Raw genomic sequence first — 21,324 nt, 5'->3', positions numbered from 1 at the left:
ACTAAAATTGAGATAGGATGTCGTTTTTCTTTTGTTCGTATTCGGCTTGTGTAATGAGTTGTTTTTCGAAAAGGGTTTTTAGCTTTTTCAATTTAAGCGTCAATTCGTCCTCTGGCTCAGGAACAGGGACACTGGCCTTTAATACTGGTTCTTCTGTCGGTTTGAGTGGGGGTTCAATGTTGGGTAAATCGGCGGTTGATTTAAGCATCACTGGTGGTGTGGTTGCTTTTTTAAACTCTAATTCACGTAAACGCTGTTCTTCCATTTTTTTCTCCAAGGCTTCACTCGCTAGCTGGTAGAGTTTCCTCGCTTGAATTTTAGGGATGTATTCAACAGTTAGATTTTCCCCATTTTGAGGTATGATGGTGAATTTAGCGCCAAAAAACTCTTCTTTAAAAGCAACTTCTTTAACTTCTTGCCAAGTAAAAATCTCGAAATTGGTCGTTAATCCCAATTTTGCTGATTCACAAAGAATGACCCGTTTACTGGTAATAACAATACAGTCTGGCAAAAGGGTTACCGCCGGTTTTTTCTGAACAGCAATGTAGGTTATAACCTCCCCCGAGGTGAGCATATCCTTTAATTTACCCAGTAGTTTTTCCACTATCTTGGGATCCTGTTCTTCATTTAAATATTGTTCGATGTACATCTTGTTAATATCTTTATGAGTTGCGCGTTATCCGTTATGCGTTGCCAATCATGAGTAGAGTTGCCCGTTATGGAATATACATGATCAGTTAATTAACAACCGAACTACGCACACAACGCGTAACGCACAAAAATTTACGCTAATTTACGATTTTCCCGCTAAACAAATAACAAACTCCCCTTTTAGCGTATTGTTTTCAAAATGTGCGATTACTTCGCTAATCGTTCCCCGTACGGTTTCTTCATAGATTTTGCTAATCTCCCGAGAGACACTAAGCAGTCGATCATCACCAAAAATGTCTTTAAATTCTTGGAGGGTTTTGAGCAATCGATGAGGTGATTCATAAAAAATGATTGTACGGTGCTCTTCCACGAGTGATTTCAGCTTTGTTTGTCGCCCTTTTTTCACTGGTAAAAAGCCTTCAAAGACAAAACTATCAGCAGGCAAGCCTGAACTAACCAAAGCCGGTACAAAAGCTGTCGCTCCCGGAAGGCAGCAAACGGCTAATCCTTCTTTGATCGCTTCACGCACCAAAAGAAAACCGGGATCGGATATTGCTGGGGTGCCGGCATCCGAAATGAGCGCAACACTTTGCCCTTCTTTTAAAAATCGGATAATTTCGGGAAGGGCTTTATGCTCATTATGCTGGTGATGAGCATACGCTTTTTTATCAATACCGAAATGTTTGAGTAAAGGTGCACTGGTGCGCGTATCTTCCGCTAAAATGACATCTGCTTCCTTTAAAATCCGTATGGCCCTAAATGTCATGTCTTCTAAATTACCTATTGGTGTTGGAACAAGGTAGAGCATGTTTTGAAGTTATGAGTTAGTTATGAGTTATGAGTTGTGAGTTCATGTTGACATCAGTATCAGAACCTCGTTTTAAAGATATGAGCTATACGTGTTTGTACTTTTACTAAACACGCGCAACAGACAAGAAACAACTCACAAAAGCTAAAGAGCTTTTTACTTTTAATTATTGATATTGTGTTCAATTTCAAAGGTATCAATGAGCCCTTCGGGGTTATTGATATTGTGTTCAATTTCAAAGGTATCAATGAGCCCTTCGGGGTTATTGATATTGTGTTCAATTTCAAAGGTATCAATGAGCTTACCCGATACTCGGGTTCGGTTTTTACTTTTTACTTTTTAATTTTTACTTTTTAATATCTTTGCAGCAACAAACTTATAAAATATATGTTGCAAATTAGTTACATCCGTGAAAACAGAGATAAAGTTATCCAGCGTTTAGCTGTTCGTAACTTTACCCAGACCGAATTGGTAGATGAGTTGATTCATTTAGATGAAGAAATACGTTCCATTAAATCGAGGTCTGAGTCTATTTCTGCGGAGGCTAATGCAGCAGCAAAACAGATTGGTGATTTAATGCGTCAAGGGAAGCGCGAAGAAGCAGATCTTCTTAAAGTAAGGACGGGTGAATCGAAAGAGCAGGCAAAGGTTCTACATGAGCAGCTGCAAGTCTTGGAAAGCGAATTTCAGCAAAAGCTGGTACTGTTGCCAAACTTACCTTATAAGGATGTGCCAACTGGTATTTCTGCCAATGATAATGAAGTCGTATTGGAGCATGGCGAGAAGCCTGTACTTCCAGAAAATGCGCTCCCTCATTGGGAGTTGGCAGCGAAGTACGATATCATTGATTTTGAACTGGGTGTAAAAGTAAGTGGCGCAGGTTTTCCTGTTTATAAGGGAAAGGGCGCGCGCTTACAACGAGCTTTAATTAATTTCTTTCTAGATCAAGCTACGGCAAATGGTTATCGTGAAGTACAGGTGCCCATTTTGATTAATGGCGATTCTGGTTTCGGTACAGGGCAATTGCCAGACAAGGAAGGGCAAATGTATTACGTAGGTGCGGATGATTTGTATTTAATTCCTACCGCTGAAGTACCCGTTACGAATATGTATCGGGGAGACATTTTGAAAGAAGAAGATTTTCCTATAAAAAATACGGCATATACACCTTGTTTTAGGCGGGAAGCAGGCTCTTACGGTGCACATGTGCGTGGATTAAATCGACTTCATCAATTTGATAAGGTAGAATTGGTACAGATCGTCCATCCAGATAAATCTTATGAAGTATTAGAAGAGATGAGCACCTACGTACAGTCTTTATTGCAAAAACTGGAATTACCTTATCGGGTATTGCGCCTTTGTGGGGGTGATATGGGCTTTACATCGGCAATGACCTATGACATGGAAGTGTGGAGTGGCGCGCAGAAACGGTGGTTAGAAGTTTCTTCCGTATCTAACTTCGAAACGTATCAAAGTAATCGACTGAAGGCTCGCTTTAAAGGGAAAGATGGTAAAATGCATTTGGCGCATACCTTAAATGGCAGTGCTTTGGCTCTACCACGGATTGTCGCATGTATTTTAGAAGAAAATCAAAGCGATCAAGGAATCCGTATCCCAGAAGTACTAGTGCCTTATACTGGATTTGAGTGGATTTCCTGAATAGTTGAGTAGAGAAGAAGAGAAATAGTTGAGTAGTGACAGTCGTTTTAACTACTCAACTACTATGCAACTTAACTACCGCTCAAAACCAAAAACTTCCTCTCGCTTATCTTTCTTTCCTTGGATTTTGTTCCGTATCAATTGAGCGGCAATCATGCTAAAGGTAATGCCATTACCTCCATAACCTAAGGCAAAGAAAAGATTCTTTTTATCTTTATACTCACCGATATAGGGTAAACCATCATTTGTAGAACTAAAGGTGCCGCACCACGAAAAATCAGTAACCATTGGAATATGTGGAAATAATTTGCGGAATTTATTTTCCAGAACTTTAGTTTTTTCAGGCAACTTGATGTCACGAAGTGCCGCATTTTTAAACGGAATATCTTCTCCACCCATCATAATACGATTATCAGAGGTGGTCCGCAAATAGAAATAAGGTTGCCGGGTTTCCCAGATAAGGCAACGTTCTGGCCATAAGCTTTCAGTGGGTAAAGGTTCTGAGACTAGCGCATAGGTAGAAATAAGTTTCATTACCTTTTTAGGAAGAAATCTTCCGGCTTCAAAGCCGGCAGCGATGACCATATACTTACAGCTAATGGAAACTCCTTTTTGCGTTTCTACAATAAAATGATCTGCATTCCTTTTGTAAGCGATCACTTCCGTATAAGGAAATAATTTCAACTGGTGATTATTTCGGTGATAACCCAGTAATTCGGTGGCCATGCGGTAACAATCGATCTGTGCAGAAGCATTATTTTTAAGTGCTCCGAAACGATCAATGTCATAGGTTTCTTTAAGGGCTTCCCGATCTAAGAAGCTTACGGGAAGTTTATGTTTGGTACGGATAGCGTATTCTTCTTTCAGGGCACGCAGTCCCTTTCTATTGCTGGCCAGCAGCAGAGTTGGCACTTGTGTAAATTCTGCCGATATACCGGTCTGTTTAACCACTTTTTTGAGATCGGCTATTGATTTTAAGCTTGCTCGGTAAGCGAATGCTGCTTTTTCTTCACCCACCTGCTCCGCCAGTTCATGTAGCGGAACATCAATTTCATATTGTAGCTGCGCAGTACTAGCCGAAGTACTTCCGCCGGCAATGGAACGCTTATCTACTATCGCACAGGCGATGCCCGCTGTGCATAGTTCGTGAGCTACTAATGCGCCAGTGATGCCCGATCCGATAATTAAAACATCAGTCTGTATCGGTTCGGTTAAGGTATCTGTTTCCTGAAAAAGAGGGTTTTTAAGTGCCCAAAAAGGTGATCCGGAATGTAAATCCATGTACGTTTTTGTTTTGAATAACCTTTTTGCCCCGAAAATGTTTGCGTTGATTGATTTAATCTTCATGCTAGCTGGCTACGTAGTTTGTTGTTGCCAATAAGCGGAGAATAGGTAGCGATTTAATGAACATTTGTCTATTTGGAAAAAAAAGATTAATTTGAAACAAAAAACCGGAGGTCTTTATGGCGAATTTAAACGCAAATTGGTTTATTGAAGTTCCGCTTGATTTTGAATATAAAAAATACCAGTTATTGGGGTATCTCAAAGAAATCAACCATCATTTTCACAAGACACGCCTGTATCCAAATTTGAATGATTTGGTATTCCATTACAATAATCTGCAAAAATTTAAAAAAGATAAGACCACTTTACAAGACTCCTTTCCTGTACGATTGACTCATGCAGATACCAAAGCCATTCGCCTGAATTATGAAAAATTAGTGAATGATGATGATATCCTGCTTGAAATTGAACAAATCATTATTTACGCGCTAGGGAAAATCGATAAAACACTTAAAGAAGGCAAAGAAATCTATGATTTTGTCGCAAGCCACCTCAGCATAGAACCTGTTGGACTTATCCCTTTATATACAGATAGTGGCTATTTACTGTTACGTAACGGCGATCAAAAAGGCACCTTAGTTTACGAATATCATGCCACACTCTTCGAAGGCAAAGATGAAAAATACCGTGGAGTACATACCCATTATGTTACTACCTATGATCATGCATTTGTTTATCATAATCCGGCGTCCATTCGAAAAGAGCTGATACACCAACGTAAAGCCTTGCCCAATCCGGCAGTTTATCATGTTGAAAGTGATTTAACGTTCCCTTTAGATCAGACATTGTTACCGCTAGCAAAGCGAACATTGATGAAGCAGATTGCTTGAGTTTATTAATCAACTTTTTCTTTACTTTTTTCATGTCTTGCTTGTTTTTCAAGGCATTCAAGCTAATCGTAGTTTGCGGAAAAAAGTGACACAAAAAATCCTATCTTTAGCCCTTTATAAGAACCACTTCATGATGAATAAAAAACTAACAATGACCTTGCTGTCTGGCTTATTATTGTCTGGCGGAATGTATTCCTGTAATCCTTCGACGTCTTCAAACAGTACTACGGAAGAAACAAACGACTCGTTTAACGTTTCGGTCGATGCTTTTGCAGACTTGGAAATTTTACGTTATCAGGTGCCGGGTTGGGATCAATTGAATTTAAAGCAAAAAACCTTGGCGTATTATTTATACCAAGCTGCTTTATCGGGTAGAGATATCATATATGACCAACGCGGAAAGAATAACCTAAGCATCCGCAAGACTCTGGAAGCGATTTTTAATAACCCTAAGACCACGCAATCAGGAAGCGATTGGGATAAATTCAAAACCTATACTGGTCGTTTTTGGTTCAGTAATGGCAATCATCACCATTACTCAAACGATAAGTTTGTACCCGAATGCTCTTTTGAATATTTTGCCGACTTGGTAAAAGCCTGTGATGAAAAAACACTACCCCTGGAAACCGGCGAATCGGTAGATGCTTTCCTTGATCGGATAAAACCGATTATATTCGATCCAACTGTTGAACCCAAAATGGTTAATCTAACCGAGGGGATAGATCATGTGGCCCAATCATCGAATAACTTTTATGAAGGAGTAACACAGCAAGAGGTTGAGGCCTTTTATAACACGTTCCCCCACACGGGGCAGGACCCGGAATGGGGATTAAATAGCAAGGTTATCAAACTTGATGGTAAAGTACAAGAGAAGGTGTGGAAAGTAGGTGGTATGTACGGATCAGCCATAGAAAAGATGGTGAGCTGGTTGGGAAAAGCAATACCTTTTGCCGAAAATGAGCAGCAAGCGCATACGCTTTCATTATTAGTTGATTACTATAAAACGGGCGATCTAAAAAAATGGGACGAATATAATATTTCATGGGTACAGGATACAACTTCAACCATCGATTTTGCCAACGGCTTTATCGAAGTGTATAACGATGCGATAGGAATCAAGGGCAGTTATGAGTCTGTGCTATCGCTAAGGGATTTTGAAACCACCAAACGTATTAAAGCCATCGCTGATCAAGCACAGTGGTTTGAGGACCATTCACCGCTTAAACCGGAGCATAAGAAAAAGACAGTGAAAGGGATTAGTGCTAAAGCCATTACAGCCATAGTCGAAGCAGGCGATGCAGCCCCCAGCACGCCGATTGGTATCAATTTACCCAATTCGGATTGGTTACGTAAGGAATATGGTTCGAAGTCGGTTTCCTTGAGTAACATTATCCATGCGTATAATGAAAGTAGCGCTAGCAGTGGTCTTTTAGATGAATTTATGAACGATCCCGAAAAGCTGAAGCGACTGAAGGAATATGGTAATCTGGGTAGTGATTTGCACACCGATATGCACGAATGTATCGGACATGCGTCCGGGCAGATTAATCCGGGAGTAGGGACGCCTGATAAAACCTTGAAGAGTTATGCTTCCTGTTTGGAAGAGGCGCGTGCCGACTTGGTTGCGCTGTACTATATCTTAGATCCCAAATTAGTAGAGATCGGTGTGATGCCCTCTTTAGAAGTGGGAAAAGCTGAGTACGACAGTTATATGATGAATGGCTTAATGACGCAGCTTACTCGGTTAAAACTGGGTGATAACATTGAGGAGGCGCATATGCGTAACCGCGCATTGAATGCCTACTGGGTGTATGAACATGGCAAAAAAGATAAGGTAGTGGAGTTTGTCAAAGAACAGGGTAAAACCTATGTTCAGATTAATGACTATGATAAATTGCGTGTGTTATTTGGTGACTTACTACGAGAGATTCAACGGGTAAAATCTGAAGGCGATTATGAAGCAGGGAAGAATCTAGTCGAAAATTATGGCGTAAAAGTGAATCAGGAATTGCATAAAGAGGTACTTGATCGTTTTGCTAAATTGAATGTTAAACCGTATAAAGGCTTTATTCAACCGAAGTTAGTTGCCGAAGAAAAAGACGGTAAAATTACGGATGTTAAAGTAGAATATCCGGCGTCTTTATATGAACAGATGTTAGGTTATGGTAAAGCGTATTCTTTTTTGCCTATAAAGAATTAAAAGAATAGAAAAGAGGTGTTAAGTAAGATGTGGGATTAAACCCTTCTTTACTTTACACCTCTTCTTTTGCTAGCCATTTTCCTACTGATGGCGCTTGATAGGTGCGCATTTTATCCAATAAACCCGTTATACTTTCATCAACGAGCAACATATCGAAGTTAACCTCTTTTAAAAAGCCACAAAATACCATATGGCGTAATAACAATTCCAGGTTGTTATAAAATCCATACGTATTCAATACTCCAATGGGTTTTTGATGCAGCCCTAATTGTGCCCAAGTGATGATTTCAAATAGCTCTTCCATGGTGCCGAAACCTCCGGGGAGAGCGATAAAGCCATCGGATAAATCATGCATCATCGTTTTACGTTGATGCATGGTTTCGACGATATGTAGCTTGGTGATACCCTCATGGGCGATTTCCTTTTTCATGAGAAAATCGGGGAGCACTCCAATTACCTCACCGCCCTGTTGAAGTGCGCCATTAGCTACAGCGCCCATTAGGCCAACTTTTGTTCCACCATAGATAAGTTGTATATGTTGCTGGGCTAGGCTTTCGCCCAACCGTGTTGCTTCAGCTTCATAGATCGGTTGCGTGCCCATATTTGAGCCACAAAATACCGTAATATGCTTCATCTCTTTAATCGTTTTCTATATGCAAGGCCTCGTACTCTTGTTGAACAAAGGTGATCAATTCTTTTACATAGGATTGGCTGAAGTTAAATTCAATACCTGCGGTTTTATACGTTTCCGGAATGGTCTTGGTGTAGCCTAATTTCAGAGCTTCCATATATTGTCGAAGTCCCTGTTCAGGATTCTCTTTATAATTTTTCCATACCGCGATAGCTCCCAATTGAGCCATACCATATTCGATATAGTAAAAGGGTACTTCAAATAGATGCAGTTGTTTTTGCCATAAATTCGTTTTGGCTTCTTCCAAGTCTGTCCAATCCGCAAAATTGGCACCAAACTGATCAAAAATTTGGTTCCAGGCCTGATCGCGCTGCTCATGCGTATGTTCAGGATTGGTGTAAAGCCAATGTTGGAATTGATCAACTACAGCTACCCAAGGAAGAGTCTTTAAGATATCCTCCAGTTGTTCTTTTTTAGCACGGATAAGATCTTCCTGATCATTAAAAAATATATTCCAGTGGTCCATAGAGATTAGTTCCATGCTCATGGACGCCAATTCCGCAATTTCGCTGGTCAGATGCTTAAAATCGTTTAACTCTAAAGGAGCGGAAAGAAAAGTATGGATAGCATGGCCACCTTCGTGTACCATCGTTGTTAAATCCCGAAAGGTACTGGCAGCATTCATGAAAATAAACGGAGCGCCACTTTCGGCTAATGGATAATTATAACCTCCTGGAGCCTTTCCCTTTCGACTTTCAACATCAAAGAGGCCTTTTTCTTTCATAAAAGTAAGGCACTGGCCCATATAGGTATCTAGTCGACTAAAGCAGGTAATAGTCTTTTCAATAAGCTCTGTTCCGCTGATAAATGGTTTTAAGGCTGGCTTTCCACTGATATCAACCTCTAAATCCCAAGGTTTTAAGGAGCTTAATTGAAGCGCCTGTTGCCGTATGGTAGCTTTTTCTGTTAATACTGGAACGACTTCTTTTTCAATCGCTGCATGAAAAGCATAACAATCTTGTGGTGTATAATCAAAGCGACCCATGGCTTGAAACATGTAATCGCGGTAATTTTCAAAGCCTGCATTTCGGGCAACCTGATGTCGCAATTGTAATAATTTATCAAACAGAGAGTTGAGTTGGTCTTTATCCTGTAGGCGCCTACTCGTAATTTTATGCCATACTGAAGCGCGTTTTTCCCTGTCGGGATCTTTCAAAAATGCGGCAGCTTGAGGTAAAGTGTAGCTTTGACCATTTAGTTCTACCTCCATGGCGCCCGTAATGCCTTGGTATTTTTGCTGTTCCACCTGAATCTCGGTAAGTAACGGGATATTTTCGTCACGAAACAGCTCGAGGGCTTTTTTTACATGGCGTAGGTAAATGAAATATTTTTCCTGATCTAGATCATCAATAAAGGAAATAGCCATTAATTTTTTGTTCAATTCATTGCTAATGGGGGCAATTTTAGGTTCTATTTCCGTTGCAAAATATTGAAAGGCTTGTACCAATTCCTCATCAGCCGTATTGCATGTCATGCGGATATATCGCCAGGCAAAATCTTCTTCCAAGGCAGCTTCCAATTCACTACGGTCCTGCATCCACTGCGTCAAATCTTCTAATGAGGAGATAGGACGCTGCTGCAATTCTTGGAATAAGGGGGCTAAATTTTCCCAGGTGACCTCCAGATTTTCAGGTACAAAGACGCGGTTCTTTCTACGAAGTATTTGCATAAATTTTTCCTTCTTCTATTGTGGTATAACGTATAAAGTTTAGGGTTCATTGTGTTTGGAGCAGGTAAATTTATTCCCATATAATGGGTGTTGTGGGATGTTGATCTGCTTTCTTGATGGATTTTTCCGGAATAGGCTGTGGGTAATCTACCCAAGCTCCCTCTTTCATATGGGCAACATGATCGATCTGTGCAGCAATTAATTTTCGGTTGCCCGAATAATATTGTAATTCATTATCGCAGTAGTATCTTACCTGAGCAGTACAGAGGAGAAGTTTGTTGTCTAATGATGAGAGTTGTATTTTTCCTTTCTTACCTGGAAACCGAGTCTGATTAAACGGTATGACGATTTCAGGTATCAAAAAATTACTAAACGTTGACGTTTCCAGATCGATGATGCTGAACAAAAACTGTAGGGCCGCGGCACGGGTTTTAGTGTTACGGAAAAAGCAGGCAGTAGGTCGGTGTTGCCTAATGGAAATGTCAACGATACCCTTGGTATGATAATCTAACTGAACAGGGTTGTCGATGACCAATGTATCAAAAGCCGTGAATTTATTAAAATTGAAGCCAGTTAAGGCCTTGATATTATAATCGGTGAAATAAAGCTTTTCTGTTAGATATAATGGACCGGCGCGGTATATCTGCTTGCAGATTTCGGTTAGCCGGTTATGAATTCCTTGGTATTTATAGCCATCCAGTAAAGGCTTGAAAGCTGATTTTAGCTGCTTTCCCATAGCGCTTCCTAAGCCAAAACTGTGCTGGGCGGCTACGCTTCCCGCAGAAAATTTGTGCTCGCCCTGTGCTGCTGTTTTGGAAAAGTGTTTGCCACCGCGTTCGTAATGGACAAGATCGCCTAATTTGCCACTCAGTTTAATAATACCAGTTTGTTCGGCCATTTGTTTATAAATTGATTGTAAATAGGTGTTAATTATTGATGCATTTTACGATATTTTTTGTATTTTCGCAAATACGTTTCATCAACGATCTGATCTAGCTAAAATCCTTACTTTTTTCCTTAAATTTTTTTTCAAATCCGCGTGAAATCCATGTCAAGTCCACCTTTTGTCCACGTTAGATCCACCTATCCCTTTACAGTCCTTCCAATCTTCCTCCGTGTTCCTTTGCTTTTCTTTAGCACGGAAGATGTACGGGGATAGGGAGAATAGGACATGGATAAGCGATGTTGTTGAATTGGGTTGAAAGCAAGCCATAACTAAAGGTGTCAAGGTGGTGCTTCAACTTATTTTCATCCAAAAAAATAAATATCCAGCAAAAAGAAAACGGCAAAAATAACCGAAGCGATACCATTAGTGGTCATGAAGGCGCGATTAACCCGGCGAAGATCGGTTGGACTCACAATCAAATGTTGATAAATCAGCAAGCAGCAGTAAAATACCACGCCGGCCAAATAGAACCAGCTTAAATGCATGTAGAACATGGGAACAATGACACAGCATGCAGATAAGAAGTGAAATATTTCGGAAATCCGCAAAGCACCTTTTTTGCCAAAATAAGCGGGAATAGAGTTTAAGTGATGGGCGCGGTCGAATTCCTCATCCTGTAATGCATAAATAATATCAAAGCCGCCTACCCAAAATAGAACGGATAAGGCGTACATAACGGGTATGATATTAAAGCTTCCGGTCACCACCAGATAAGCACCAAGAGGCGCTAAACCCAATCCCAAACCCAAAACTAAATGGCAGAGCGGTGTAATCCGTTTCGTGTAGCTGTAAAACAGGACAACAAAGAGGGCAACAGGGGATAGATAAAAGCAAATGGGATTGATAAAATAAGTTGCTAAGATAAACAAGAGGCAATTGACAATCGTGAATACCAATGCTCCCTTGGCGCTAATTCTTCCTGCCGGAATATCCCGCATAGCGGTACGTGGATTAAGCGCATCAATATCCCGATCCAGATAGCGATTAAAAGCCATTGCCGAATTTCGTGCCGTTACCATGCAAATAAGCATGAGTACTAACAAGAGCCAATTAAAGTGATGGTTCGTATTATGAACGGCTAGGAAAAAACCAATAAAGGCAAAAGGTAAAGCAAAAATACTATGAGCAAAAAGGACTAGAGAAAAATATTTCTTCATGCTGTTTATTCAATATTCAAAATAGCGGTGTAAACTTAAGATTAACTTCGTTGATTAATGTCAGGATTTCATCACATCCGAGCCGGGTTTCGGCAGAAGTGAGGTAATATGGTGGTGTTTCTTCAAACCATTGCATAAGTGACTGACAAAAAAGCCCAATGTTGTGTTCCGACTTTACGCGTGATAGCTTATCGGCTTTGGTAAAGATCAATTGGAAGGGGATACCTTTTTCACCTAATAAACAACAGAAATCCAAGTCGATTTTTTGCGGTGTCAGCCTGCTATCAACTAAGACAAAAACGCATTGTAAGTTTTCCCGTGTAAATAAATACTTTTTAATAAACTTTCCCCATTCCGCACGGTTAGTACGTGAAGTTTTGGCGTACCCGTATCCGGGTAAATCTACCAAATACCAATCGCCATTGATCAAAAAATGATTGATTAATTGCGTTTTTCCCGGTGTTTGTGAGGTTTTGGCCAAATGTTTACGTTGCGTTAAGGCATTTATTAAGGACGACTTCCCTACATTTGAACGGCCAATAAAGGCGTATTCAGGCAAAGTAGGATTAGGAAGCTTATCTGTTTTTGTATTGCTGCAAATAAATTCAGCGCTTTTGATTACCATGAAACAAAGATAGGAAATTAGTTGTGAGTTGTGGAGTTGCGTGTTTCGCTTGCTAGTTGTAGGGAATTTATATAAGTTTGCGTACACATGACGTCAAAAACAATTACGCCCTATAAGGATAATCCTACCGGCAAGAAAGAACAGGTGGCAACCATGTTCAACAATATTTCCGGCACCTATGATTTTCTGAATCATTTTCTGTCTTTTGGAATAGATATTATCTGGCGAAAGAAAGCCATTAAAGCATTAAAAACCTTGCAACCTAAGGAAATATTAGATGTGGCAACTGGCACGGGAGACTTTGCTTTTGAAGCCATAAAAATCTTAAATCCCGAGCAGATTACCGGAGTGGATATCTCCGAAGGAATGTTGACCATTGCGCGAGATAAAATAATGAAGAGAGGTCTTCAACAGCAATTTAAGGTAGTCTTAGGCGATTCGGAAAGATTGCCTTTTGAAGAAGCCGTTTTTGACGCTGTTACGGTTGCTTTCGGTGTGCGTAATTTTGAGCATTTGGAAAAGGGTTTGGCCGATATTTGGCGGGTGTTACGGCCTGGTGGCAAGGCAGTGATTTTGGAATTTTCCAATCCAAAAGCATTTCCAGTGAAGCAATTGTACCAACTGTATTCGAGAACACTTATGCCTTTTTTTGGTCGCTTATTTTCCAAAGACAAAGCTGCTTACACATATCTTCCTGAATCAGTTGTTCAATTCCCAGATGGCGAGCGTTTTGCTTCCATATTACGGAAGGTAGGGTTTTCGGATGCCCTCTGTCGGCCACAGACCTTTGGTATCTGTACCATTTATATTGCTACTAAATGAGCAACATGCAAAAGATAAGAATAAACACATAATATATCAATATATAAATTATTGATTATGACATATTTATTTATTTTAATTGAAGTTGTAGTATCGAAATAAAAGACATCCGTAGAAACGACAAAACGGTTCTGGCACAGGGTAAAAAATGGAGGGCTTTATTACCAAGCAGTTCATGGGGGTGACAGTAAAATATAAAAACACGAATAATTATTGACAGATGAAAACAGTTTTTATAACGGGAGCAAGTTCGGGTATAGGTTTTGCCTGTGCAGAAATATTTGCTCGCGAAAAATTCAACCTATTATTGGCCTCTAGGAGAATAGATCGGTTGCATGCTATGGCAACAGATCTTCAAAATAAATATGGCGTACAAATCCGCACAGTAGGTGTTGATGTACAGGATAAGGCCTTGGTAGAAAAAGTGTGGAATGAACTACCAGAGGAGTGGAAGGTGATTGATATATTAATCAATAATGCCGGATTGAGTCAGGGTTTGGAGCCAATTCATGAGGGAGATACGGCCGATTGGGATCGTATGATTGATACGAATGTCAAAGGATTACTTTATGTAAGTCGCTTGGTTGCTCCGGGTATGCAAGAACGCAAGAGTGGACATATTATCAATATCGGATCTATTGCCGGTAAAGAAGTTTATCCGAATGGCAATGTATATTGTGCGACGAAACATGCAGTTGATGCGCTCACAAAAGCCATGCGCATCGACTTGTTACCTTATCATATTAAAGTAAGCAGTGTCGATCCTGGCGCTGTAGAAACAGAGTTTTCTATTGTACGGTTCAAAGGTGATCAGGAGAGAGCAAAGAAAGTTTATGACGGATTTGATCCCCTAACTGCGGCAGATGTGGCGGAGGCGATTTGGTTTGTGGCCTCCCGTCCGGCACACGTTAATGTAAATGATTTGTTATTAATGCCCACCGCGCAAGCTTCGGCAACCATTTTTAATAAGCAATAAGTACATTGCGTGACGAAAAACTTATTTGTAATACACTAAAAAACAATAAGTAATTAAAGATGCTATTGGATGTTTTTGAACTTTAAGCAGTAATTCTAAGGTAAATACTTAGGATAACTATTTAATTTATCGACAAAATAAGTAGTTTTGCCGGGAAACAAGCGTATAGGTTTGATTGTTCGTTTATTATTCGGTATAATTCATTAAGCGTAACCATAAATTAAAATGGCACTGGAAGATAGAATAAATCAAGATATTAAGGCCGCTATGCTGGCTAAAGATCAAGCAAAACTAAGAGGATTAAGAGCAATTAAATCGGCATTATTACTGGCGAAAACAGAGAAAGATGCTGGTGAAACCTTATCTGAAGAAACAGAAATAAAAGTTTTACAAAAGCTGGTCAAACAGCGTAAGGAATCGGCTGATATTTATAGTCAGCAAAATCGACCAGATTTATACCAAATCGAAAAGGAAGAGCAGGAAGTTATTGAAACGTATTTGCCGAAGCAGTTAAGTAAAGAAGAAATCGCCGAGCAGGTTAAATTGATGATTACAGAAACACAAGCTACAGGCATCAAAGATATGGGTAAAGTGATGGGGCAAGCCAATAAAGTACTGGCTGGGAAAGCAGATGGTAAAACCATTGCGGCAATAGTAAAGGAACTATTACATTAAGCAGAAAAGCATTTAATCAACATTAGACGTTTAGAAATAAGGGATTTATGGAGTATACCGTCAAGGAAGATAAAGGTTTCAAGTATATTGATGAAGGCGAGGGGGAAGTATTAGTCATGCTCCATGGCTTAATGGGCGCATTAAGCAATTGGGAAGAAACCGTTAATACATTTAAAGGACAATATCGGATTATCATACCCATGTTGCCTATTTATGATATGCCCATTATTTCAACTGGCGTTAAGAGCCTGACCAAATGGTTTAAAAAATTTGTAAAGCATTTGCAATTGGCAGATTTTGTGCTTATTGGTAACTCATTGGGAGGTCATGTTGCGTTAATGTACGTCGCAGAACAGCAAGATAATGTTAAAGCCTTGGTATTAGCGGGCAGCTCTGGTTTGTATGAAAATTCTTTCGGAGGGACTTTTCCAAGACGCGAAAGTTATGATTATATTAAAGAGAAGGTAGAATTCACCTTTTATGATCCGAAAACAGCAACAAAGGAATTGGTTGACGAAGTGTTTGCAACTGTAAACAACAAGGAAAGAGTCATTAAAACCATTGCCATGGCTAAATCCGCTATTCGGCATAATATGGCAAAGGAGTTGCCCAAGATTAAAATACCGGTGGGATTGATTTGGGGGAAAAATGATCGGGTGACACCTCCCGATGTCGCAGAAGAGTTTCATGCCTTATTGCCAAATGCAGAACTTACGTGGATTGATGCCTGTGGGCATGCACCTATGATGGAACAACCAACGCAGTTTAATCAGCAGTTACAGGTTTTTCTGGGAAAGTTGAAGAAATAAATAAGAGGAATTTAACAGATAAATTAAACCAAATGTTATATTTATCGTATCATTATAGAAAAAGGCGTAACAATAGCGATCTAGCTGCAGCGGTGAAAAAGAAATGCTGACATCGCTTTTCATGGCTTTTGAGAAATAAATTACGGTGATGACTACAGGTGAGCTTATAAAAAACGATATATACCCCGTACGAACGGGAGATACCCTACCTTATCTATTAGACCGTATGGCAGAGTATAAGGTATCTCAATTACCGGTGGTTCAAGGCAACTTTTATCTCGGATTGGTGTTTGAAGATGATTTATTGGAACATGTTGGTGAAATTAGCCTAGAAGCAATTGCCTCCAAACATGCCCTCCAAATCATATTTGTTTTCGAAAGCCAGCATGTATATGATGCGCTTCGTTTATTTCAGGTGCATCACTTGGATCTTTTACCGGTTGTAGACGAGCAGCAGCAATATAAAGGTGTTATTTCACAAGAAAACCTGATTGACTATTTGTCTGAAAGTTTGGTGTCGGACGAGCAAGGCGGTATTATTGTATTGGAAATTGGCAATAGAGACAATTCACTGGCACATATCGCGCAAATCGTTGAGTCTGATAATACCCAAATTTTAAGCTCCAGCGTAAGAAGTTTTCCTGACTCTACCCGTTTGGAAGTTACGTTGAAATTGAATCGTACCGACATTTCTTCAATTGTCGCCTCTTTCTTAAGGCATGACTATATTGTAAAAGCTATTTACAACGATAGAAGGGAATACGATACCACGATGGACCGCTACGACCAACTGATGAAATATTTGGACTTATAGACTCATGAAGATAGCTATCTATGGTAGAGAATTTCAATCTGCCGTTATCCAATATGTACAGGAATTATTTGATCTCCTTGAACAAAATGGAGTTGAAATCTGGGTCTACCATAATTTTAATGCATTCATTCAGGATAAAATTAGAGCGAAACAACCCACCTATAGTTTTTCGGCTTACCAAGAGCTACCAGAGGATATCCACTTCATGTTAAGTCTTGGGGGCGATGGTACCATGCTTGCAGCAGTTTCTATTCTGGCAGATAGTGGAATTCCTATTACAGGAATAAATTTTGGTCGTTTAGGATTTCTGGCTAGCATCAATAAAGATAAAATAAAAGAAGCTTTAGTCGAACTCCTAGCTGGTCGGTACGATATTGAGCGCAGGGTACTTTTAGCTAGTTATAAGGAAAATGATCATGGGCTGAAAGAAGAAAAGTTGTCTTTTGCTTTAAATGATATGACAATCATCAAAAAGGACAGCTCGGCAATGATTACGGTGCATGCTTATGTTAATGATGAGCTTTTAAATGCTTATTGGGCAGATGGGCTGATCATCGCTACACCAACTGGGTCTACGGCTTACTCTTTGAGCTGTGGAGGGCCAATTGTTATGCCTGGGTCTGGCAATTTTATTATCACGCCTATTTCTCCGCATAACCTAAACGTTAGGCCTATTGTTTTAGCAGATAATAGTCGCTTACGGATAGAAGTGGAAAGTCGTAGCGATTCATTTTTATTCTCTTGTGATTCAACAACAGAAACCGTTAATACAGGAATGGTTATTCATATTCAGCGGGCTGATTTTACGGTTAACCTTATTCGATTAAAACACGAAAGCTTTTTTAGCACTATTCGTCATAAATTGCTGTGGGGATTGGATACTAGGAATTATTAAGTGGTTTTAAAATTTAAAGTTGAGTGGAAAGCTTAAAGCTAATGGTACCAATAACGAATAACCAACTACTATTATAAATTAATTGTCTTATCTTTACCAGCTTTATTGGCTGGATATCATGCAGCTTTGAAATAGGATGTATTTCGAAAAAAAGATATAAATTTTGGAAACGAATATTATTGAACGTTTAGATCGTAGTAAACTACCGCAACACATTGCCATTATTATGGATGGAAATGGCAGATGGGCTAAAGAAAGAGGAAAATTAAGAGTATTTGGCCATAAAAAAGGTGTTGAATCTGTACGTGACATTATCGAAGGAGTTTTAGATTTGGGTATTCCTTATTTAACGCTGTATACCTTTTCTACAGAAAACTGGAATCGCCCAAAATTGGAGGTTGCAGCCCTTATGGAACTTTTAGTTTCATCGATTGCCAAAGAAACAAAAATTATGTTGGACAAAGGTGTAAAGCTAAATGCAATAGGCAATTTAGAGCAGTTACCTACTAAGGCGTTGAATTCTTTACATCGTAGCATTGCGCAAACAGCAGAAAATACCAAATGTACGCTGACCTTGGCGTTAAGTTATAGCTCGCGGTCGGAAATTGCACAGGCTGCAAAAGCACTCGCACAATTAGTAAAAGAAGGCGATCTTGACGTAGACGCCATTGATGAGCAGCTATTGAATCAGCATTTACAGACCTATCCATTACCGGAACCCGAATTGATGATCCGAACTAGTGGTGAACAACGGATAAGTAATTACTTGTTATGGCAATTAGCGTATGCTGAATTGTATTTCACACCTACTTTATGGCCAGATTTTAGGCGTAATGATTTATATCAGGCCATCTTAGAATACCAAAAACGGGAACGGAGGTTCGGATTAACCAGTGAACAGGTAAAATAATCAAGAATAAAAATCTTTTAACCAAAATACATAGCTGCTATTGGAATTCACTATAAAAAAATACTTTAACAAAAATTAACAACTGTTTATTTTACTTTAGCGGCGATAAATAAATTCAATGAAGCGACTTTTTCTTTTAATAGGTTTGTGTTTAATAGGAGCTCAAATAGCTTTTGCCCAGTTGCGGGCGGGGAACTCGTCTAAACAAGATGGCGAACTAAGTTATTTGCACCCGAAGGATTATATTATTGGCGGAGTAACGATAAGTGGCACCAAATTTTTAGATAATGATGTCTTGTTAACCATTTCGAAACTGAGTATAGGCGATAGGATTTCAGTTCCGGGAGAAGCAACCTCCAATGCTATTAAAAACTTGTGGTCGCAGGGTTTGTTTGATAATGTGGAACTTACCGTAGATGTGATTAAAGGAGATAGTATCTTCTTTAATATTGATGTTGTGGAAAGGCCGCGGCTAACACGGATTGATTTGAACGGCCTCAGTAAAAGTCAGACAGAGGAGGTACGTAAACGCCTCAATGAAAATACCGGTAAGATTATTAATGAGAATTTAATCAATACCACCCAAAATACGATCAAGCGCTATTTGCGTGAAAAAGGTTTTTTATATCCCGATATCAAGATTTCATCGGTAAAAGATACGACAGAAGCCAATAACCAAATCTTAAAAGTTCAAGTAGACAAGAACAAGAAAGTAAAAGCGAAGCGGATTAACTTTACTGGGAATAAGGAATTTTCAAACTATAAAATGCACAAGTATTTGAAGAAAGTTAAGCAAATGCGGTGGTGGCGTTTTTGGGGGCCGGGGAAGTTTAACTATACCAAATATGATGAGGGAAAGGAAGCATTGATATCCAAGATGCGTAGCAAAGGTTACCGTGATGCTACTATCGTGCGCGATACTGTTACTCAGTTAGACCGGAAACATGTGCAGCTAGATATTGAGGTGTATGAAGGTCCTAAATATTATTTCGGTGATATCACATGGTCTGGCAATGCGAAATATACCGATTCGGTGCTAACCAAGATCCTAGGTATTGAGAAAGGGGAGGTCTTTAGCGAAGAGAAGCTTAATACTAAATTATTGGGCGGGGCTAAGCAAACCGGAGCCGATGTTTCTGCTTATTACATGGACGATGGATATTTAACTTTTCAGGTAGATCCTGTACAGACGAAAATTTATGGTGATACCATTGATTTGGAAATGCGGATGTATGAAGGACCGCAATATGATGTTAACCGGATTATTTTAAAGGGTAATGATGTAACCAACGATCGCGTGGTGCGCCGTCAGTTGCAAACGAAACCTGGTCAGAAATTTTCTAAGACAAACATCATGCGTGATATACGGGAAATAGCGACTTTAGGAAATTTCGACGAAACGAAAACGAATCCGGTACCCAAACCCAATCCGGCAGATGGTACCGTAGATATCGAATATACCGTGGCAGAAAAACCTTCAGACCAAGTAGAGCTTTCTGGTGGTTTTGGTGCAGGGCGTATCATTGGTACTTTAGGATTAACGTTTAATAATTTCTCTACCCATAACTTATTTAAGAAAGGGGCTTGGAAACCGCTACCAAGAGGTGATGGACAAAAATTAAGCTTAAGAGGGCAAACCAGTGGTAAATCGTATCAATCGTATAGCTTTTCGTTCTCTGAGCCTTGGCTGGGGGGTAAAAAGCCGATTTATTTCGGTGTAAGTGCCTTTACTTCCATGTCTGCCTATGGTGGCTATGATTACTATACCGGAAGGGAATATATTACCGAAAGTACTCCACGTATTCGGATGAATGGGGTTACCGTAAGTTTGGGTAAACGTTTGAAGTGGCCAGATTATTACTTCCAAGTTAATTACTCATTGAACTTACAGCAATATAAGTTGCGGAATTACGATGCTTATTTCCTATTCAAAAATGGTACATCATACAATATTAACTTAACGCAGGAAATTAGTCGTAATTCATTAAGTGATCCTATTTTCCCGACATCGGGGTCAAACTTACGTTTTACCATTCAGGCAACGCCACCTTATTCACTATTTAATAATATTAACTATCCTACTGCACCGGATAATATTCGTTATCGTTGGGTGGAATACCATAAATGGAAATTTGATTCCCAGTGGTTCCAAACCGTGATTGGTAAATTGGTGTTCAAGGCACAGGCGCAATTTGGTTTTATCGGATCATATAGTAAAGTAACCGGTACTTCTGCTTTCGAACGCTTTAAGTTGGGTGGTGATGGTATGATGGGCTTTGATTTCTTGCAGGGATCAGAAATTGTAGCTATGCGTGGTTATGCAAATGGTTATGTGGTACCTGAAACTCGAACAAGTGATTATGATATAACAGTAGCACGAAATTCTGGTAGTCCTATTTATACGCGGTATCAAATGGAACTTCGCTATCCGGTGATGATGAACGAGCAAGCCAAGGTTTTCTTGCTGGGTTTTGCTGATGCAGGTAATACATGGGATGCCTTTAAAGATTTTAATCCGTTCCAAGTACGTCGCTCAGTAGGTATTGGTGCACGGATTTTCCTACCAATTTTCGGCTTGTTGGGTATCGATTATGGACATGCATTCGATCCTATTCCAGGTGTGGATAGAAGTCAATGGCGTCAGCCATTTACCTTTAGCATCATGCAGCAAATGGGTGGGTTTAATTAGGGAATATTGCTATGGGTCTATTTGCTAAAGTAGGGATAGTGGTGCTAAAAAATGTTAAATTTAATACCAATGAATATAAATGGTATTGGTTTGGCAGGAATTTTGGAAGTTTAATACGGGGCTCGAAGAGACTGGTTAAACCTTTATAACGGAA

Annotated in this window: 19 protein-coding genes; 11 read left to right on the top strand and 8 right to left on the bottom strand. The window is 39.7% G+C overall.

What is annotated here, in order from left to right; translation table 11 throughout:
- Nucleotide 1: 1 nt before the first annotated feature.
- Nucleotides 2-649 carry a PH domain-containing protein gene (locus tag ABD930_RS14020; RefSeq protein WP_345232361.1) on the bottom strand — a complete coding sequence of 216 codons (648 nt, stop codon included), beginning with the start codon at nt 647-649 and terminating at the stop codon, nt 2-4.
- A gap of 144 nt (nt 650-793) precedes the next feature.
- Entirely contained in the window at nt 794-1,459 is a 666-nt protein-coding gene (rsmI, locus tag ABD930_RS14015; RefSeq protein ID WP_345232360.1) for a 16S rRNA (cytidine(1402)-2'-O)-methyltransferase, read from the bottom strand.
- Between the two features lie 387 nt (nt 1,460-1,846).
- Here rsmI and serS point away from each other — a divergent pair, with 387 nt between their 5' ends.
- A complete protein-coding gene (serS, locus tag ABD930_RS14010; protein ID WP_345232359.1) occupies nt 1,847-3,118 on the top strand; it encodes a serine--tRNA ligase in 1,272 nt (423 codons plus the stop codon).
- Nucleotides 3,119-3,193: 75 nt separating this feature from the next.
- Here serS and ABD930_RS14005 read toward each other — a convergent pair whose 3' ends face one another.
- Nucleotides 3,194-4,399, bottom strand: coding sequence for an NAD(P)/FAD-dependent oxidoreductase (locus ABD930_RS14005; protein ID WP_345232358.1), 1,206 nt, complete (start codon nt 4,397-4,399; stop codon nt 3,194-3,196).
- A gap of 182 nt (nt 4,400-4,581) precedes the next feature.
- Here ABD930_RS14005 and ABD930_RS14000 point away from each other — a divergent pair, with 182 nt between their 5' ends.
- A complete protein-coding gene (locus tag ABD930_RS14000) occupies nt 4,582-5,292 on the top strand; it encodes a hypothetical protein (protein ID WP_345232357.1) in 711 nt (236 codons plus the stop codon).
- A 130-nt stretch (nt 5,293-5,422) separates the two neighbouring features.
- Nucleotides 5,423-7,492 (top strand): dipeptidyl-peptidase 3 family protein, encoded by a 2,070-nt coding sequence (locus tag ABD930_RS13995; protein ID WP_345232356.1) that lies wholly within the window; start codon nt 5,423-5,425, stop codon nt 7,490-7,492.
- Between the two features lie 52 nt (nt 7,493-7,544).
- On the opposite strand, the gene ABD930_RS13990 is transcribed toward ABD930_RS13995, so the two are convergent.
- From ABD930_RS13990 to yihA, 5 genes are all read right to left on the bottom strand, one after another.
- Nucleotides 7,545-8,126 (bottom strand): LOG family protein, encoded by a 582-nt coding sequence (locus ABD930_RS13990; RefSeq protein ID WP_345232355.1) that lies wholly within the window; start codon nt 8,124-8,126, stop codon nt 7,545-7,547.
- A 4-nt stretch (nt 8,127-8,130) separates the two neighbouring features.
- Nucleotides 8,131-9,852: a M3 family oligoendopeptidase gene (locus ABD930_RS13985; protein ID WP_345232354.1), complete on the bottom strand. Its 1,722-nt coding sequence runs from the start codon at nt 9,850-9,852 to the stop codon at nt 8,131-8,133.
- A gap of 70 nt (nt 9,853-9,922) precedes the next feature.
- Nucleotides 9,923-10,750 (bottom strand): hypothetical protein, encoded by an 828-nt coding sequence (locus ABD930_RS13980; RefSeq protein WP_345232353.1) that lies wholly within the window; start codon nt 10,748-10,750, stop codon nt 9,923-9,925.
- Between the two features lie 350 nt (nt 10,751-11,100).
- Complete coding sequence (locus tag ABD930_RS13975) at nt 11,101-11,955, bottom strand: UbiA-like polyprenyltransferase (RefSeq protein WP_345232352.1); 855 nt, start codon at nt 11,953-11,955, stop codon at nt 11,101-11,103.
- Between the two features lie 16 nt (nt 11,956-11,971).
- Nucleotides 11,972-12,580: a ribosome biogenesis GTP-binding protein YihA/YsxC gene (gene yihA / locus ABD930_RS13970; RefSeq protein ID WP_345232351.1), complete on the bottom strand. Its 609-nt coding sequence runs from the start codon at nt 12,578-12,580 to the stop codon at nt 11,972-11,974.
- Nucleotides 12,581-12,667: 87 nt separating this feature from the next.
- Between yihA and ubiE the strand changes: the two genes are divergently transcribed.
- The 8 genes from ubiE to bamA all read left to right on the top strand — a co-directional run bounded on the left by ubiE (nt 12,668) and on the right by bamA (nt 21,170).
- A complete protein-coding gene (gene ubiE / locus ABD930_RS13965; RefSeq protein ID WP_345232350.1) occupies nt 12,668-13,402 on the top strand; it encodes a bifunctional demethylmenaquinone methyltransferase/2-methoxy-6-polyprenyl-1,4-benzoquinol methylase UbiE in 735 nt (244 codons plus the stop codon).
- Between the two features lie 220 nt (nt 13,403-13,622).
- Entirely contained in the window at nt 13,623-14,378 is a 756-nt protein-coding gene (locus ABD930_RS13960; protein WP_345232349.1) for an SDR family oxidoreductase, read from the top strand.
- 225 nt (nt 14,379-14,603) lie between these two features.
- On the top strand, nt 14,604-15,053 hold the full coding sequence (locus ABD930_RS13955) for a GatB/YqeY domain-containing protein (protein WP_345232348.1): 450 nt from the start codon (nt 14,604-14,606) through the stop codon (nt 15,051-15,053).
- A gap of 47 nt (nt 15,054-15,100) precedes the next feature.
- Nucleotides 15,101-15,862 (top strand): alpha/beta fold hydrolase, encoded by a 762-nt coding sequence (locus tag ABD930_RS13950; RefSeq protein WP_345232347.1) that lies wholly within the window; start codon nt 15,101-15,103, stop codon nt 15,860-15,862.
- A 148-nt stretch (nt 15,863-16,010) separates the two neighbouring features.
- On the top strand, nt 16,011-16,676 hold the full coding sequence (locus ABD930_RS13945) for a CBS domain-containing protein (protein WP_345232346.1): 666 nt from the start codon (nt 16,011-16,013) through the stop codon (nt 16,674-16,676).
- A 4-nt stretch (nt 16,677-16,680) separates the two neighbouring features.
- The gene (locus ABD930_RS13940; RefSeq protein ID WP_345232345.1) at nt 16,681-17,571 is read left to right on the top strand and encodes an NAD kinase; all 891 of its coding nucleotides are present in this window, start codon (nt 16,681-16,683) and stop codon (nt 17,569-17,571) included.
- A 163-nt stretch (nt 17,572-17,734) separates the two neighbouring features.
- Nucleotides 17,735-18,481, top strand: coding sequence for an undecaprenyl pyrophosphate synthase (gene uppS / locus ABD930_RS13935; protein WP_345232344.1), 747 nt, complete (start codon nt 17,735-17,737; stop codon nt 18,479-18,481).
- Nucleotides 18,482-18,599: 118 nt separating this feature from the next.
- Nucleotides 18,600-21,170 carry an outer membrane protein assembly factor BamA gene (gene bamA / locus ABD930_RS13930; RefSeq protein ID WP_345232343.1) on the top strand — a complete coding sequence of 857 codons (2,571 nt, stop codon included), beginning with the start codon at nt 18,600-18,602 and terminating at the stop codon, nt 21,168-21,170.
- The last annotated feature ends 154 nt before the right edge of the window (nt 21,171-21,324 follow it).

It is taken from the genome of Olivibacter ginsenosidimutans, assembly GCF_039542865.1.
Lineage (GTDB): Bacteria > Bacteroidota > Bacteroidia > Sphingobacteriales > Sphingobacteriaceae > Olivibacter > Olivibacter ginsenosidimutans.
This window is presented reverse-complemented; position numbering and strand designations above follow the sequence as displayed.